14 protein-coding genes are annotated in these 16,544 nt (G+C 55.1%); 10 read left to right on the top strand and 4 right to left on the bottom strand.

Annotation, left to right across the window (positions count from 1 at the left end):
- Positions 1–150: 150 nt before the first annotated feature.
- The 3 genes from ACYVC2_RS09745 to ACYVC2_RS09735 form a co-directional block, all read right to left on the bottom strand.
- Positions 151–1,290, bottom strand: a complete 1,140-nt coding sequence (locus ACYVC2_RS09745) for an efflux RND transporter periplasmic adaptor subunit (RefSeq protein ID WP_461102115.1) — start codon at positions 1,288–1,290, stop codon at positions 151–153.
- Between the two features lie 57 nt (positions 1,291–1,347).
- The gene (locus ACYVC2_RS09740) at positions 1,348–4,578 is read right to left on the bottom strand and encodes an efflux RND transporter permease subunit (RefSeq protein WP_461102114.1); all 3,231 of its coding nucleotides are present in this window, start codon (positions 4,576–4,578) and stop codon (positions 1,348–1,350) included.
- Between the two features lie 112 nt (positions 4,579–4,690).
- Positions 4,691–6,127, bottom strand: a complete 1,437-nt coding sequence (locus ACYVC2_RS09735; RefSeq protein WP_461102113.1) for a TolC family protein — start codon at positions 6,125–6,127, stop codon at positions 4,691–4,693.
- A gap of 246 nt (positions 6,128–6,373) precedes the next feature.
- On the opposite strand from ACYVC2_RS09735, the gene ACYVC2_RS09730 reads away from it, so the two are divergent.
- The 6 genes from ACYVC2_RS09730 to ACYVC2_RS09705 all read left to right on the top strand — a co-directional run bounded on the left by ACYVC2_RS09730 (position 6,374) and on the right by ACYVC2_RS09705 (position 7,866).
- Positions 6,374–6,610 (top strand): hypothetical protein, encoded by a 237-nt coding sequence (locus ACYVC2_RS09730; RefSeq protein WP_461102112.1) that lies wholly within the window; start codon positions 6,374–6,376, stop codon positions 6,608–6,610.
- Between the two features lie 42 nt (positions 6,611–6,652).
- Positions 6,653–6,790 carry a hypothetical protein gene (locus ACYVC2_RS09725; protein WP_461102111.1) on the top strand — a complete coding sequence of 46 codons (138 nt, stop codon included), beginning with the start codon at positions 6,653–6,655 and terminating at the stop codon, positions 6,788–6,790.
- A gap of 68 nt (positions 6,791–6,858) precedes the next feature.
- Entirely contained in the window at positions 6,859–7,047 is a 189-nt protein-coding gene (locus ACYVC2_RS09720) for a hypothetical protein (RefSeq protein WP_461102110.1), read from the top strand.
- Entirely contained in the window at positions 7,044–7,202 is a 159-nt protein-coding gene (locus ACYVC2_RS09715) for a hypothetical protein (protein WP_461102109.1), read from the top strand. The genes ACYVC2_RS09720 and ACYVC2_RS09715 overlap by 4 nt, the downstream gene beginning before the upstream one ends.
- Positions 7,203–7,214: 12 nt before the next feature.
- Positions 7,215–7,415: a type II toxin-antitoxin system death-on-curing family toxin gene (locus tag ACYVC2_RS09710; protein WP_461102108.1), complete on the top strand. Its 201-nt coding sequence runs from the start codon at positions 7,215–7,217 to the stop codon at positions 7,413–7,415.
- Between the two features lie 10 nt (positions 7,416–7,425).
- Positions 7,426–7,866, top strand: coding sequence for a GNAT family N-acetyltransferase (locus ACYVC2_RS09705; RefSeq protein ID WP_461102107.1), 441 nt, complete (start codon positions 7,426–7,428; stop codon positions 7,864–7,866).
- A 6-nt stretch (positions 7,867–7,872) separates the two neighbouring features.
- Here the strand turns inward: ACYVC2_RS09705 and ACYVC2_RS09700 are convergent, their stop codons facing one another.
- Positions 7,873–8,466, bottom strand: a complete 594-nt coding sequence (locus ACYVC2_RS09700; RefSeq protein WP_461102106.1) for a Crp/Fnr family transcriptional regulator — start codon at positions 8,464–8,466, stop codon at positions 7,873–7,875.
- Positions 8,467–8,667: 201 nt separating this feature from the next.
- Between ACYVC2_RS09700 and ACYVC2_RS09695 the strand changes: the two genes are divergently transcribed.
- From ACYVC2_RS09695 to ACYVC2_RS09680, 4 genes are all read left to right on the top strand, one after another.
- Positions 8,668–9,084 (top strand): OsmC family protein, encoded by a 417-nt coding sequence (locus ACYVC2_RS09695; RefSeq protein ID WP_461102105.1) that lies wholly within the window; start codon positions 8,668–8,670, stop codon positions 9,082–9,084.
- Between the two features lie 514 nt (positions 9,085–9,598).
- The gene (locus ACYVC2_RS09690) at positions 9,599–11,239 is read left to right on the top strand and encodes a pectate lyase family protein (protein ID WP_461102104.1); all 1,641 of its coding nucleotides are present in this window, start codon (positions 9,599–9,601) and stop codon (positions 11,237–11,239) included.
- Positions 11,240–11,383: 144 nt separating this feature from the next.
- Positions 11,384–14,533, top strand: a complete 3,150-nt coding sequence (locus ACYVC2_RS09685) for a DUF6298 domain-containing protein (RefSeq protein WP_461102103.1) — start codon at positions 11,384–11,386, stop codon at positions 14,531–14,533.
- 104 nt (positions 14,534–14,637) lie between these two features.
- Complete coding sequence (locus ACYVC2_RS09680) at positions 14,638–16,515, top strand: exo-alpha-sialidase (RefSeq protein ID WP_461102102.1); 1,878 nt, start codon at positions 14,638–14,640, stop codon at positions 16,513–16,515.
- The last annotated feature ends 29 nt before the right edge of the window (positions 16,516–16,544 follow it).

The following is a 16,544-nucleotide window of genomic DNA, read 5'->3' as shown; positions in this document are numbered from 1 at the left end:
AACGCCAAATTTGTCATCCCGACGCCAGCAGGGATCTTGAGGGTTAGTATGCTTCAAGATCCCTCCTGACGTCGGGATGACAAAAAAAACAGGTGTGCCACGGTTCGGAACCGTGGCACACCTGTTTTTCCCTGAAACGTTTTTGCACGCTTATTTCCGGCTGGCAATGGCCTGCCCGTCACGGATTTCCTCGGTTGCTTTTTTGACGATGGTCATGCCGGGTTTCACGTCGCCGAACACTTCGACCAGGCTATCCAGCACGTTTCCTTTCTGGACCGATACCCACTGTGCCCGGTCGGCATTCACTTTGATCACAAACATTTTTTCGCTTGAACTCACCACCGATGTCGTTGGTACGAACATGGTTTTGCCCGTCCGTTCGATTGGCATCGTCACTTCGGCGTACATGCCCGCTTTCAGCTCGTGGTTCGGATTGGCGACGTCGAATTCCGCCATCATCGCCCGGTTGGCTTCGACCAGGCTCTCGGCCGAACGGGCCAGTTTCGCATTGAAACTCCGATTTGGCATGGCGTTGACCGTGAACGAAACCGAACTTTTCGGTGCCAGCTGATTCGCGAACGATTCCGGAATGGCGACCGTCAGGCGCAGGGTTCGGCTGTCTTCCAGTACAAACAGCGGTTTGCCGCTGTCGCCCGCCCCGACCAGCGCTCCGGGGCTGATGTTCCGTTCGATAACCATACCGTCGAACGGGGCCGTAATAGTCAGGTACTGCCGTAACTCACTTTTGGCCTGGTAATTCGATCTTGCGGCCTGCACGGTTCCGCGGGCCATCGCCACCAGAGCGCTGTCCGACTGCATGCGGGCCTGCGCCTGATCGAGTTCGTTCAGTGACACGGCCCCTTCCATTTTGGCCGTTTGCTGCAGCCGGTTATAGGTGAGTCGACTGGCGCGGGCGCGGGCCATCTGCTCCACCAGATTCGCTTCCTGCGCCTGTACCTGGGCCTGGGCCTGACTGAGTTCCGAAAGCACTTCGGGTGCATCGAGCCGGGCTAACACCTGCCCTTTCCGAACGACAGTGCCCCGGTCGACCGAAATAGCCCGTACAAAGCCTTTTACTTTGGCGTACATGCTCACCCGGTTCCAGGGTTTCAGTTCGCCCGGTAGCGATACACGCTTGCTGGGTTGAAGTTCCTGCACGGCAGTCACCTCCACCTGCTGAACGTCGGGCTCTTTAGTCGTATTGGTTTTGTTATCACTACTCGCCGTCGAACAGGCCGTTACGGCAACGGCTATGGAGACGGATCCGATATGGACCAAAAACGGTTTCATGTTGAACGATCGATTATGGCTGGGCGAATTCATGACTGTTTCGGTTGAAAGTTAGAGTTACAGGCTGTGGCTCAGTTCCTGCTGGTTCTGATGATAAAATTTACTCTCCGGATCTTCAGGATCGAGCGAGACCGACTGGGTCGTCGCTTTGCCCTGAAGCTGCGTAAACACACAGGGCAGGATCAGCAGCGAAGCCAGCGTCGACATGATCAGCCCTCCGATAACCGCCTGTCCCAGCGGGGCAATCTGGTCTCCGCCTTCGCCCAGCCCCGAGGCCATCGGCACCATCCCGGCAATCATGGCGATACTGGTCATGAGAATCGGGCGAATCCGGCTGTTGGCAGCCAGCACGGCGGCTTTGCGCGTGTGCCCGATTTCCAGGCGCAGGTTTTCCGCATTGGTCACCATCAGAATTGAGTTGGCAACCGACACCCCCACCGACATGATCAGTCCCATGTACGATTGCAGGTTCAGCGTGGCCCCACAGGCCAGCAACATCAGCAGCGCCCCGGCAACCACCGCCGGAATAGCTGCCAGAATCACCAGCGACAATTTAAACGACTGATAATTAGCCGCCAGCAGCAGGAAAATAATCACGATAGCCACCAGCAGCCCCGTTTGCAGACTGCTCAGCGTATCGGTCAGCAGGTTGGTTTGTCCACCCATCTCGACGATAACCCCGCGTGGCGGTTCGCCGGCTTCCTTGATCGCCTGTTCGACCGCTTTCTGCGCCGAGCCCAGGTCTTTCTTTTGCAAATTTGCCGTTACGGTAACGAGGTTGTTGGGACCCGCCCGGTCGTATTCGCCGGGGGCCGTTCCTTCCGTAAACGTAGCGACGTCCGACAGCACCGGGTGCATTTCGCCACTCTTCAGAGGGATGTTACCGATGTCGTTGGCGCTGCTCATCTGATATTCCGGAATCTGTACCTGCACCTGATAGGCCAGTCCTTTCGATTCGTCGAGCCAGAGGTTCTTATCCGTAAACCGGCTCGACGACGTAGCCGCTACCATCGAGCGGGCCACCTGCGTGGAGGTCACGCCCAATTGCCCGGCGCGTTCGCGATTCATCGTCACCTTGAGCACTGGGTACGACAGCGGCTGGGCAATCTGTACGTCGCGCAGAAAATCGATCTTCGCCATCCGCTCCCGGATCTTGTTGGCAAACCGTCCCGCTTCGGCCAGGTTCTTGGCCGCTACGGTCACCTCGATGGGTGTCGATGCGCCTTGGCTCATGATTTTTTCGGTCAGCTCGATCGGCTCGAAGGAGATGCTGGCGTTCGGTAAAGCTTTGGCAATTCGCGCACGCAGTTCTTCTTTGAGATCATCCATCTTCACCGGATGCTCTTCATTGAGCGACACCTGCAGCACCGCTTCGTGCGGACCGCTGTTGAACACGAAGATATTCGACGTACCGTAGCTGGACGGCACTGTGCCGACGTAAGCCGACGAAATGTCGACATTCTCGGCTCCGACGGCATCCTTGATGATATTCAGCACTTTCAGGGTTGCCATTTCGGTCCGCTCCACCCGCGTGCCGTCGGGAATCCGCAGGCGCATCTGAAACTGATGACTGTTGCCATGCGGGAGGATATCCGTGCCGATGACCATGAAACAGACGACGATCAAGGCTAGGCTTCCGACCAGGTAACTGCTTACGACGAGGCCACGCCGATTCAGAATTTTTTCGAGGACAGCCGAATAGCGCTGCCTGAATTTGTCGAAACCCTTCGCATGGGCAACCGGGCGTTCGTCTTCGATCATGTGGCGCTCCTGCGCGTCGAGCGCCAGCGTTGGCGCTTCGTGTGCCGGATGGCTTTTCAGCAGCCAGTTGGCCATGACGGGTACCAACGTCTGCGAGAGCAGAAACGACGCAATCATGGCAAAACCAACGGAAAGCGACAGCGGCAGGAACATCGAGCGCGGCACACCACTCATCACGAAAGCGGGCGCGAATACGGCCAGAATCGCCAGCAGGATCAGGAATTCCGGGAAGACGATTTCCTTACAGGCATCCCAGATGGCAACGGCCTTGGGTTTGCCCATCTCCAGATGCTGGTGAATGTTCTCGATGGTCACCGTCGCCTGGTCGACCAGAATCCCGATGGCCAGCGCCAGGCCCGACAGGGTCATGATGTTGATCGTCTGCCCGAACAGGTTGAGCATAATCACCGCCGACAGGATTGAAATCGGGATAGTCAGCACCACGATGATCACGCTTCGCCAGTCGCGCAGGAAGAGCAGCACCATCAGCCCCGTCAGCACGGCGCCCAGAATCCCTTCTGACACCAGGCTTTTGAGAGCGTTGGTCACGTAGACCGACTGGTCGAATTCGTACGAGATTTTGACGTCTTCGGGCACGGCCGCCTGCAATTCGGGCAGGGCTTTGCGGATGTTGTTGACTACGTCGAGCGTCGACGCATCCGACTTTTTCACTACCGGAATATACACCGCCCGGCGACCGTTGACCAGCGCGTAGCTTACCGTCACGTCGGCCCCATCTTCGACCGTACCGATGTCGCGCACAAATACCGTTGGTCCGGAACCTACCCGGATCGGAATATTCAGAAAATCTTCGGGCCGTTTCACCAGCGAGTTCACTGGGGTCATCAGGGCTTTATCGCCGATGCGGATGTTACCGGCGGGCGACGGCTGGTTGTTGATCACGATCGACTTGATCACCTCTTCGGGCGTCAGTTGATAGCTGCGTACCCGCTGCGGATCGACTTTGATAATCACGGTCCGCTGGTTTCCACCGAACGGCGGAGGACTGGACACACCCTGAATCCGGGAGAACATCGGCCGCACGCGTGAGGATGCGTAATCCTGAATTTCGTTCAGCGACCGAGTCGGGCTTTCGAACACCAGTTGCCCTACTGGTACCGAACTGGCATCGAAGCGGACAACCTGGGGCGGCACGGTTCCTTCAGGCATGTACGCTTTGGCCCGCGACACGTTATTGGCGACCTCCGCAGCCGCCTGTGCCATGTCGGTGCCTGGATAAAATGACAGCTTAATGAGCGACAGCCCCTGAATGGTTTTTACGTCGATATCGCGGATACCGGACACGTACAGGAAGTGATCCTGATAGCGTGTGGCTATGAACCCATCCATCTGGTCGGGTGCCATCCCGCCATAAGGCTGCACCACGTAGATGGTAGGCAGATCCAGATTTGGGAAAATATCCACCGGGATCGTGAACAGCGACATCACCGAGAAAAAGAGGAGACCCATGACCGCTACGACCACCGAAATGGGTTTCCGCAGCGCAGAACGAATGATGTTGTACATGACTTATACAGTTGTCATTTAATGGTCATTCTATTGTCATTCGTCGTCATTTATCGTCACTGATTTCACAAATAATGACCATTGAATGACAATAGAATGACAACCAAATGATTTATTTTACCTGATTCATAAACAAGGACAAATCGCCGTCGGCAGCCGCTTTGAGGAGCAGAAACCGCCATACGTTACTGACGGCCACGTAACCGTCGACTTCGGCCCGGTTGAGCGTCACGACGCTTTGCAGCAGGGTTGGTAAATCGGTCAGGCCATTGGCGTAGCGCGATTTGGCCTGGTTATAGGCTTGCCGGGCCGCGTGCAGTTGGATGGGTGCCTGACGAGCCTGCTCCAGCGCGACCTGGTACTGCGTTTCGGCTTCCTGATACTGCCGGCTGATCTGAAGCCGCTGCGTGTTGAACAACTGCCGCGACCGCTCGACCAGATACTGATCGGCATGGTAGTCGTGGGTCGACCGCAACAGGTTGGTGATGTTCCAGCGGGCCACTACGCCGAACAGGTAGTTGCCCACCTGATAGCCCAGCCCATTGAGTTGATTGCTCTGCAAGAGATCGCCCTGGTTGGCAAAGCCCGAACCACGCGCATTGCCCACGCCCACGAGCGAAATCACCGGCATACCCGACCGCTGCGTGGCTAAGCTCCGGGCCGCCGACAGATTGATCTGCGACTGGAACAGGCGTAAAGTCGGGTTTTTGGGCGACAGCGAATCCGACAGGAACGAGCTGGTGGGCAACGACGTGTAGAACCGCATGCTGTCGACCTGTGTGTTGTTCTGAAGCTGACCGATCAGTTCCGAGAGCCGGAGCCGCTGCACCTGCTCGCGCTGCTGACTTTCGAGCAGCAGAATCCGGGCGCGTACCGCTTCGGCCGTCGCCAGCGAACTATCGACGCCGGCCCGCATCCCCGACTGAACCCCCGCATCGACGACCCGCTTGAACGTCTGCGCCCGCTCCAGGTTACTTTGTTGAATCTGCACCAGTTTCTGGTTGATCAGCAGGAGCAGGTACGCATCGATGGTGCGGACCTGGTGCTGAAAGACTTCATTCTCGTAGTCGGCCTGCGAGCGTTGCAGGTCGGCCCTGGCCACCCCAATGTTGGCTTTGACCCGCCCGAACGAAATGGCCCGCCACTCGATGGAAGCGCTGGTATAGCTCCCGAAACTCGCCTGCGACACGGCGACCGGACGCACCCCGCCCGAGGTAGAAATGTTGGTGCCTTCGTTCGGGAAAAATGAGTTGTTAAGGCTGTTGCTGGTGGCGTAGCTGTACTGATCCTGCAGGATCATGTTCGGCAGCAACTCGGTTCGGCTAGCCTGCAACCGGCGTTCGGCGCTGCTGACCTCTGCCTGCTTCGACTTCAGGAACGGATACTGCCGGACACTCTGATCGATGACCTGATTTAGCGTCAGCGTCTGTCCAATGGCCTGCGTCGTCAGCAGCCCCGTTCCCAGCAGGAGCACCCAGGCCGTTTTCCGGGGCCGGTTCCCCCGCGTTGCCATCGGCTGTCCGACGTACTGATTTCGTGTGTGCTTCATCCACTCTTCCCCGACCGGCCTTTTGCCCTTTTCCGGTCAGGTGTCTGCAAAACACGATCTCAATTCTGGAAACATTTGGGAAACCTCCGATTTGACGAAGATTCAGCTGGTTTTCTACCGATTAGTAAAACTGCTTCCACCTATGAGCTGGGGGTTGGTAGATTAGGGTAAATTTATTGATCCGTAGATCAGTAGATGCATCGGCAAACGACAATTTGGAGAGAAGTTCACTTCTACAAAAACCATATGGCAAAATCGAGTGCAGCAAAAATAGGCCTCAAACCCGGTGGGCGGGCGCTTTTCGTCAATGTGCCGGTAGAGGTTGTCGAAGCGATGGAACTCCCAGCGCTTGCCGTTCAGTCAACGGCTGAAGGCTCCTTCGATTACATTCATCTCTTTGTCACGAGCCAGCAGGAGATGCACGAGCACTTCGCCGGGCTTAAAAATCACCTGAACCCAACGGGTATGCTGTGGGTGTCGTAGCCGAAGGCTGACCAGCGGGGTATTGACCTAACGTTAACTAACGTGATCGAAATAGGCTACACGTACGTACTCGTAGAAAGCAAAGCCATCAGTGTCGACGCCACCTGGTCGGCGTTGACGTTTACTCATCCTAAAGAAGGTAAAATCTATCAAAACAGCTACGGAACGCTGAAGTTGTAGAGCTGGCTTACAACCAGATCTGTTGATATGTACTCACAAAGGCAGTAAATTTGGTCAAACAAACGCTCATGGATACAACCGCTTTAAAACAAGAAATCAATCAGATCGTCGATCATTTACCCGAGAATCTGTTAGTAGAGCTTTTAGATCATCTCCGCAAAGTGGACAACCTGCCAACTCCTGCTACAGAACGAGCCTTGCATCTGAGACGGATTCTCCAGGAGGACCGCCAACTCCTGAAGAAATTAGCGCAATGATTGAGCTAGAAGAGGCTCTGTCCATTCATCAGATATTAATTGAAGAATTTGGTGGTTTAACAGGTATTCGTGATGAAGGACTACTTCGGTCGGCTTTGGCGAGACCTTTCAGTGGGTTTGAGACAACCGAATTTTATCCGAAGGCTGAACAGTAAGCTGCCGCTATTTTGGAGAGTATAGTAACAAATCACCCTTTCATAGATGGCAACAAGCGGACTGGATATGTCCTGATGCGTTTGCTTTTATTAGAAAGTGGAAGGGATATTCTGGCAGACCAAGAAGAGAAATATGCCTTTGTAATTGATTTTGCCACCAGCAAATTTACGTTTGAGCAGATTGTAGTATGGATTCAGCAGCACATGAAGTAATATAACCTTTATGCAACTCCTTCCCATCCACCCTACCCTCGCCGAAAATGATCGGTTCTCGACTCTTCCGGATGTCGAGCCTGCGCTGTCGATGACGGTTGAGTTTTTTGAGAGAATCGGCTATACGCTGCCGTGGGTTGGCTACTTCGTCCAGCAGGACGACAAGCTGGTAGGATCGGCGGGTTTTAAAGGAAAACCGAAAGGTGGCCGGGTGGAAATCGCATACGGCGTTTTTCCACCATACCAGCACCAGGGCATCGGCACCGAAATCTGTCGGCAGTTGGTACTCCTGGCCCGGCAAACCGATCCGAACGTTACGATTACGGCCCGAACCCTGCCCGAAGAAAATTACTCCACCCACATCCTGACCAAAAACGGTTTTGTTCTGCTCGGCACCGTCTGGGACGATGAAGACGGCGACGTGTGGGAATGGGAATACAGGGGGAGTTGATGCCCCTTACTTACGCGCTATCTGCGCCCGGATGCGACTCAGCGATGGCCCTTTGATACCGAGGTAGGACGAAATATGGCCCAGCGACACACGATTCAGAATGTCCGGCTGGTTAGCGAGTAAATCCAGGTACCGCTCTTCGGCCGTCTGCGTCAGCAAGCTTTCCGACCGACTCTGGTTGATCATAAAATACTGCTCGGCCAGGAGCCGCCCGAAGCGTTCCCACCCGTGCGATTGCGCATAAAGCTGTTGCAGATGTTCGTAGTCGATCACCAGCAATTCGGCATCCTCCAGCGCTTCGATCAGGTACGGGCAGGTCGTCTGCGTCAGCAAGCCTTTCAGTGAGGTCATGAACGCATGCTCGGGAATAAAATACAGGTTGTGCTCAAGCTCGGTTTTCGGATCGACGTAATATACCCGAAACAATCCTTTCAGGATAAAGCCCACCTGCCGACAAACCGAGTTTCGGAAATTAAAATAGTCGTGCTTCGCCATTGTCCGGCTCTGCCAAAATCCGTCGGAAAGTTGGAGATCGGGGTCGGAAAGCTGCGCAAACTGCTGTAACTGATGGTGTAAACGATCGTGTTGACTAGAATCCATGCGCTGAAATTACGACCTATGCGAATCGGTTGGCGACCACGCTAACCGGTCAGATGAGCAAAAGTGGGAAACAATTCGGGGTAAATCTTACTTTTTCAGGTGATAAGATCGCTTTTTAACATAGGTGAAAACGGAGATGTTCTCACCTGATTACCTTTGAGCCATCAAACCAAACCACTAACAAATCTAATTCATACACCCATGAAAATTTCACGCAATGCATCCGCACACTGGGCCGGAACCGGCAAAGATGGTAAAGGTACTTTAACCACGGCCAGCACGGTGCTGAACGAGACCCAGTATTCGTTCAATACTCGCTTTGCCGATGGCGTAGGCACCAACCCCGAAGAACTGGTGGCGGCTGCTCATGCCGGCTGCTTTGCCATGCAGCTGGCGTTCAACATCCAGGGTGCTGGCTTTGCCGCCGATTCGCTGGACGTAACTTGCACGATCACCCTGGAAGACAGCGGCATTACCAGCTCGAAACTGAAACTTAACGCCAGCGTACCGGGCCTCGACAAAGCCAAATTCGACGAACTGGTCGATCACGCCGAGCACAACTGCCCCATTTCGAAGCTGTTCAACACCAGCATCAGCGTCGACGCTACCCTGGCTTAATTCAGCCTCTTAGCTTCAGTAAGTCTACCCCTAAATCCACGAAAATGAGTGGGTTTAGGGGTAAATTGCTTTTGTATAACCCATACTATAAGCCGCCATTCCAAAACAATTTGCCTGATGTCTTTTTGTCATCCTGACGCCAGGAAGGATCTTAAGGTAATCTGGCTTTACGGTTAGGAAACATTAAGATCCTTCCTGACGTCAGGATGACAAAAAGACGTCCGAATGACAAAAAACGCAAATCCAGCCTACTCCATTCCCACTGTTTTAATGGCGAATTAATCGCTACTCTATTGCTTTTCTGACCATTGCCCTCCTCTTCACCCTTATATTTTTGCCTAAATTATTGAAATGATAATATCCTATATATTACCGAGAAAATGATACAGATATCAGCCCCGAATTTCAGCTTACTTTGAACTTGATAATACAATCTGATCATCGATCAATCCTAGTGCTAACGTTTTTAACGAACAGGACGCAAGGATTTGTTCACTATACAGCAACTCATCCCATGAAAAAGCTGACGGTCTCTATTGCCTTTTCCGCTGCGCTGCTGATGCAGTACACGGCCCTGGCGCAGTACCCTACCATTCCGGCCGATGTCCAGAAGGAAAGCGACGATCTGCTTAAGGAAGCCCGGCGGCAGTCGGATATTGCCTGGGTCAAAGCCCTGCCCATTATCGAGAAGGAAGCTAAAGCAGGCAAACCCTACATTCCCTGGGCGGCCCGTCCGGTCGATTTGCCGCAGGCCAGCATTCCGGCCTTTCCGGGTGCCGAAGGCGGTGGAGCCTATACGTTTGGCGGTCGGGGTGGTAAGGTGATCGTGGTAACGAGTCTGGACGATCGAGGTCCGGGTACATTGCGCGAAGCCTGCGAACAGGGAGGAGCCCGTACAATCGTTTTCAATGTGGCGGGGATTATCAGACTAAAAAGTCCGCTAATTATCAGAGCGCCATACATTACCATTGCGGGCCAGACAGCGCCGGGCGATGGCATTTGTGTAGCGGGCGAATCGGTCTGGATCAATACGCACGACGTCGTGATCCGGTTCATGCGCTTCCGCCGGGGCGAAACGGCTGTCGGTCGGCGCGACGATTCGATTGGCGGCAACCCAATCGGCAACATCATGATCGATCACGTGTCGGCCAGTTGGGGGCTGGACGAAAACATGTCGATGTACCGCCATATGTATAACGACAGCACCGGCAAGACCATCGAAGAAAAGCTACCGACGGTAAACATCACCATTCAGAACTCGATTTTTTCGGAAGCGCTCGATACCTGGAACCATGCATTCGGCAGCACCCTGGGCGGTGAAAACTGCACGTTTATGCGCAACCTCTGGGCCGACAACGCAGGTCGGAATCCGTCGATTGGCTGGAACGGCATTTTCAACTTTACCAACAACGTTATCTTCAACTGGGTACACCGCTCGATCGACGGGGGCGATTACACCGCAATGTACAATATTATCAACAACTACTTCAAACCCGGTCCCGAAACCCCGAAAAATTCGCCCCTGAGCTACCGGATTCTGAAACCCGAATCGGGCCGGAGCAAACTGCCGTACCGGGTCTATGGCCGCGCTTACGTCAACGGTAACATCGTGGAAGGTAACGACAAGGTCACTAAAGACAACTGGGCCGGTGGTGTTCAGGTCGAGGACCAGCCAGACGCCGGTCAGTACACGGCCAACATCAAATGGAATCAGCCGCTGCCGATGCCGAAACTGACGATTCTACCCGCCAAACAAGCTTATGAGTATGTGCTGGCGAATGCGGGAGCCACCCTTCCCCGACGTGATCCGGTCGATACGCGTGTGACCGAACAGGCCCGTACGGGAAAGATTGTTTACAAAGAAGGCGTAAAACTCCCCGAAACGCAGTTTAAACACCGCCGGTTACCGATCGACTCGTACAAAAATGGCATCATCACCGATCCGATTCAGGTGGGTGGGTATCCGGACTATAAAGGAACACCTTATGTCGATTCGGATAAAGATGGCATGCCCGACAGTTGGGAAACCAAAAATGGCCTGAACCCAAAAGATCCGTCGGACGCCAGCCAGGACAAAAACAAGGATGGCTATACCAACATCGAAGATTTCCTGAACAGCGTCGTATCAGTTCAGCAGGTAGCCCCCCGAACGTAATCGCTTTTCGGTCAGTACGTTTCTTTGTCATTCCGACGAAGGAGGAATCTTAAACTTCCTTTACCTGAGAGTGAGGATACTGGAAGATCCCTCCTTCGTCGGAATGACAGAAAAACAGCTAGTTCACCTCAGTCATTTATACCTGTGTTTAAGCCTCCGCTCTTTCTGCTGCTTTCTCTGTTTATCGCTTTTGGGCGGGCTGGAGACGCGTATGCGCAAAAGAACAAGCCGGTTCCGCCCAAACCCGTAGCGTTGGGTGCAGACGGGCACCTGGTTTATATCCCTGATGAGCTGGGCAACCGCATCCCCGATTTTTCGTACTGTGGCTATAAAGCGGGTGAACAGGCAATCCCCACCGTCGACGTCAGCGTTACCGTACCCCTCCGCAAAGGCGACGCCACCCACCGCATCCAGGCCGCAATCGATTATGTGGCTTCGTTACCGATGAATGTCAACGGGTTTCGGGGCGCGGTTTTGCTGGATAAAGGCGTGTATGAAGTAGCGGGAAGCCTGCGAATTTCAGCCTCAGGGGTTGTGCTGCGGGGCAGCGGCATGGGCACGGGCGGCACGACGATTCTCGGCACAGGTGTCAGCCGTGATAACCTGATTACTATTTTCGGTAAAAACGATCGGCAGACTGCTGCCGCCGTTCCCATTACAGACGCCTACGTGCCGGTCAATGCCCGGACACTTCACGTAGCGAAATCGACCGATTGGAAGGTCGGTGATGTTGTCCAGATTCGGCGACCCTCTACCAAAGAGTGGATTCAGAAACTAGGCACGGGTACGTTCGGCGGGGGACTTTCGGCGCTTGGCTGGAAACCCGGTCAACGAGATCTCTACTGGGATCGGCAAATTACCGCTGTAAATGGCTCCGAAATTACCCTCGACGCGCCCATCACAACGGCCCTAGATTCAGCCTACGGGGGCGGCACGCTGGCCGGGTATACCTGGCCTGGCCGGATCGCGCAGGCAGGTGTCGAAAATCTTCAGCTAGCCTCTGCCTTCGATAAAACCAATCCGAAAGACGAAGCGCACCGCTGGATGGCCATCGTCCTCGAAAATGTGCAGGACGCCTGGGTTCGGCAGGTGGTTTTTCGTCATTTTGCCGGTTCAGCCGTGCAGGTGCAGGAAACCGCCAAACGGATCACGATCGAAGATTGCCAGTCCCTGGAACCGGTTTCGGAAATCGGCGGTGAACGCCGGAACACGTTTTTCGTTCGTGGTCAGCAGGTGCTGGGTCAGCGGTTGTACGCCGAGTCGGGCTATCACGATTTTGCGGTTGGTTTTTGCAGCGCCGGACCGAATGCCTTCGTGCAGTGCGAATCGCATCTGCCGTTCAGCTTCAGCGGCAGCATCGACAGTTGGGCGTCGGGTGTCCTGTTCGACATCGTGAACATCGACGGCAATGCGCTTCGGTTTGCCAACCGCGGGCAGGACGAACAGGGCGCGGGCTGGAATGCCGCCAACAGTGTGTTGTGGCAATGCACCGCTGCCCATGTGGATTGCTACCAGCCACCCACGGCGCAAAACTGGGCGTTCGGCACCTGGGCGCAGTTTGCCGGAGATGGCTACTGGGACAATTCCAACGAACACATTCAGCCCCGAAGCCTGTATTACGCCCAGCTCAAAGACCGCCTGGGCGAACCCGTGGCGAGCCGGACGATGCTGTTGCCCGTCGAGTCTGAAGCATCGAGCAGCCCCAAAGTGGACGTAGCGATGGCCCTGACCAAACAGGCCGTTACCCCAGCCCCAACCTTATACGATTTTATCACGGCGGCATCGAAGCGCCAGCCGATTCCGACTACGGCAACCGCTAAATCCATCGATGCGATTGGTTTACCGAAAGAACCCACGCTGACGAAGGCCGAACCGATGCAACTTCAGCATGGCAGGCTGGTTCGCGGAGCCCGGCTGGTGACGGGTCGTCGGCAGGAAGTACCCTGGTGGAACGGCAGCGCCCGTCCGTACGGCTTAACGAACGCAAAACCCCACATCACCCGCTTTGTGCCGGGTATGACGGGCCAGGGGCTAACCGACAACCTGGACGCTATGACCGACTCGCTGAAGGCCGATAACATCGTGGCCATCGACCACAACTACGGGCTGTGGTACGATCGTCGGCGCGATGACCACGAGCGGATTCGTCGGATGGATGGCGAGGTATGGCCCCCGTTCTACGAACTGCCGTTTGCCCGCAGCGGGAAAGAAACTGCCTGGGATGGCCTCAGCAAGTACGATCTGACAAAATACAACCCCTGGTACTGGAACCGACTGAAGCAGTTTGCCGACCTCGCCGACCAGAAAGGGCTGACGCTCATCCACGAGAATTATTTCCAGCACAACATCATCGAAGCGGGTGCGCACTACGCCGATTTCCCCTGGCGACCCGCCAACAACATCAACAATACCGGTTTTCCGGAACCGGTCCCCTACGCGGGTGATAAGCGGATTTTCATGGCCGAACAGTTTTACGATGTCTCGCACCCGGTTCGGCGGGCGCTACACCGGGCCTATATCCGCAAATGCCTGGACAATTTCGTGGGAAATACGGGCGTCATTCAGTTGATCGGCGCTGAGTTTACCGGCCCGCTGCCTTTCGTGCAGTTCTGGATCGATACCATCGGCGAATGGGAAAAGGAAACTGGTAAGAAAGTTACCGTGGGTCTGAGCACGACCAAAGACGTGCAGGACGCGATTCTGGCCGACGCCAAACGTGCTTCGCTAATCGATCTGGTCGACATTCGCTACTGGCATTACCAGGCCAACGGCACCGTCTACGCACCCGCCGGTGGGCAGAACCTGGCTCCGCGACAGCACGCCCGGCTGACTCCTCCGAAAAAAACTTCGTTCGGGCAGGTGTACCGCGCCGTGAGCGAATACCGGCAGAAATACCCCGAAAAAGCAGTCACCTATGCCGCCGACAGCCACGACGTGATGGGATGGGCCGTCCTGATGGCGGGTGGTTCGATGCCAAACGTTCCGGCGGTTAGCGACCCGGAATTCCTGGCCGACGCGACCCAGATGCAACCGCTTGAGTTACCGCAGAAACCGGCCAGTCAATGGGCGCTGGGCAATGACAAGATCGGCTACATCGTCTACAGCGAAGCCACAAATCCGGTTCAGTTGGACCTAACAAAAGCAGCCGGTTCCTTTTCGGTTCAGTACGTCGATCCCAAAACGGGGCAGATCACCAAATCGAAAGAAGGCATTAAAGGAGGCAGCCTGGTCAGCCTGAAAAAGCAGTCGGACGGCGAAGAGGTGATCTGGGTGAAAAAAAGTAAAGAATTATGAGCGTTATTAGCCGATATAAAGCCGCTTCAAAAATGGCCTTTTGTCATTTCGAAAGCCGAGGAATGCTGAAGGTTGACTTGATTAAAGGTTCCTCGATTCGCGGAATGACAAAGAGTCCGCAGCGGATTGGCTTCCGGGCAATGAGCTTGCTGACCGGTCTGCTGCTCTGCCTCGCTCAAACCCAGGCACAGGATACCGTTCGCTACGTGGGTCAGACGCTGGCTAATGTCGATTACCACCACGGGCAGCTGAGCCCGGCGGTGGGGGTGCATAATATTCAGGTGTTTCGGGCCAACCGGGAGCATCCGGAGCTGGCTGGCGGCACCAACTGGACCTACAACCACGCGCCCATGCTGGCGTACTGGAACAATACGTTCTACCTCCAATACCTCAGCAATCCGGTCGGCGAACACGAACCGCCGGGCCAGACGCTGCTGCTTACGTCGAAAGATGGCCGTTCCTGGTCGAAGCCAACGATACTGTTTCCGCCCTACAAACTGCCCGATGGCTGGAAAAAAACCGGTCGGCCGGAGGTTGCCAAAGACCTGTATGCGGTGATGCACCAGCGTATGGGCTTTTTCGTCGCCAAAAGCGGTCGCTTGCTGACGCTGGCCTTCTACGGCATCGTGATGGGACCGAAAGACGATCCGAACGACGGCAACGGCATCGGACGGGCGGTGCGCGAAATTTACCCCGACGGCAGATTTGGCCCGATCTATTTCATCCGAAACAATTCGTCCTGGGACAAAACAAAATCAGCGTACCCGTTCTACACCAGTTCAAAAGACAAGGGGTTCGTCGAAGCCTGTAACGAGCTGCTGGCCAATCCGCTGATGATGCAGCAATGGGTAGAAGAAGCCGACCGGAACGACCCGCTGGTTCCGCTCAAAAAAGACATCAAAGCGTTCAGTTACTACCACCTGCCCGACAATCGGGTCGTCGGCCTCTGGAAACACGCCCTGACGACCATCAGCAACGACGGCGGCAAAACCTGGCAGTACAATCCGCTCCGGGCACCGGGTTTTGTGAACAGCAACGCCAAAATCTGGGGGCAAAAAACTCCGGACGGGCAGTACGCAACGGTCTATAACCCGTCGGAATTTCGCTGGCCGCTGGCCGTTTCGACCAGCAAAGACGGGCTGAATTATACCAACCTGCTGCTGGTCAACGGCGAAATTACGGCTATGCGGTACGGGGGTGCGTATAAGTCCTACGGCCCGCAGTACGTGCGCGGGATCGAGGAAGGTAACGGCACCCCACCCGACGGCAACCTGTGGGTGACCTACAGCATGAACAAAGAAGACATCTGGGTGTCCAGCATTCCGGTGCCGATTACCGATGAAGTAAAAAACCATCCGAACGAAGTCTTTGCGCTGCTCCCGGCGGGCGACGAACTGAAATACTGGAACCTCTACAGCCCGCTCTTTGCCACGGCAAAAATTGAGTCGGCAGGAGGCACGAAGGCGCTGGTGTTGCGCGACAAGGACCCGTTCGATTACGCCAAAGCTGAGCGCGTGATTCCCGACTCGAAAAAGCTCGTCGTCGACTTTACGGTGGTGCCGCAGCAGGCGAATAAAGGCACTTTACAGATTGAATTTCAGGATGCACACGGTAATGCGGCCGTTCGCCTGATGTTCGATGCCGACAGCCTGTTCAAAGCCAAAGTCGGTTACCGCGACTCGAACATCCAGAAGTACGAAGCCGGTAAGCAGTACGACGTACGCATCGAGCTGGACCGTGACAAGCGCATGTTTACCGCCTACGTCAACGGCCAGCCGAAGGGGACAAAGTTATTTTTTGCGCCCGTGGCTTCGTTTCGACGGGTGGTTTTCCGTACCGGCGGAGTCCGTCGATTCCCGGACGCCGACACCCCCACCGACCAGAATTACGATCTACCCAAAGGCGGTGAACTGGAGGCTACGGAAGCCGTATTTGTGATCAAGTCATTCAAAACGAGTGCGCTAACCAAAGTAGCGGAATAATTTTTTGTCATCCTGATAAGACACAACAA

The organism is Spirosoma koreense (assembly GCF_054777875.1).
This window is presented reverse-complemented; position numbering and strand designations above follow the sequence as displayed.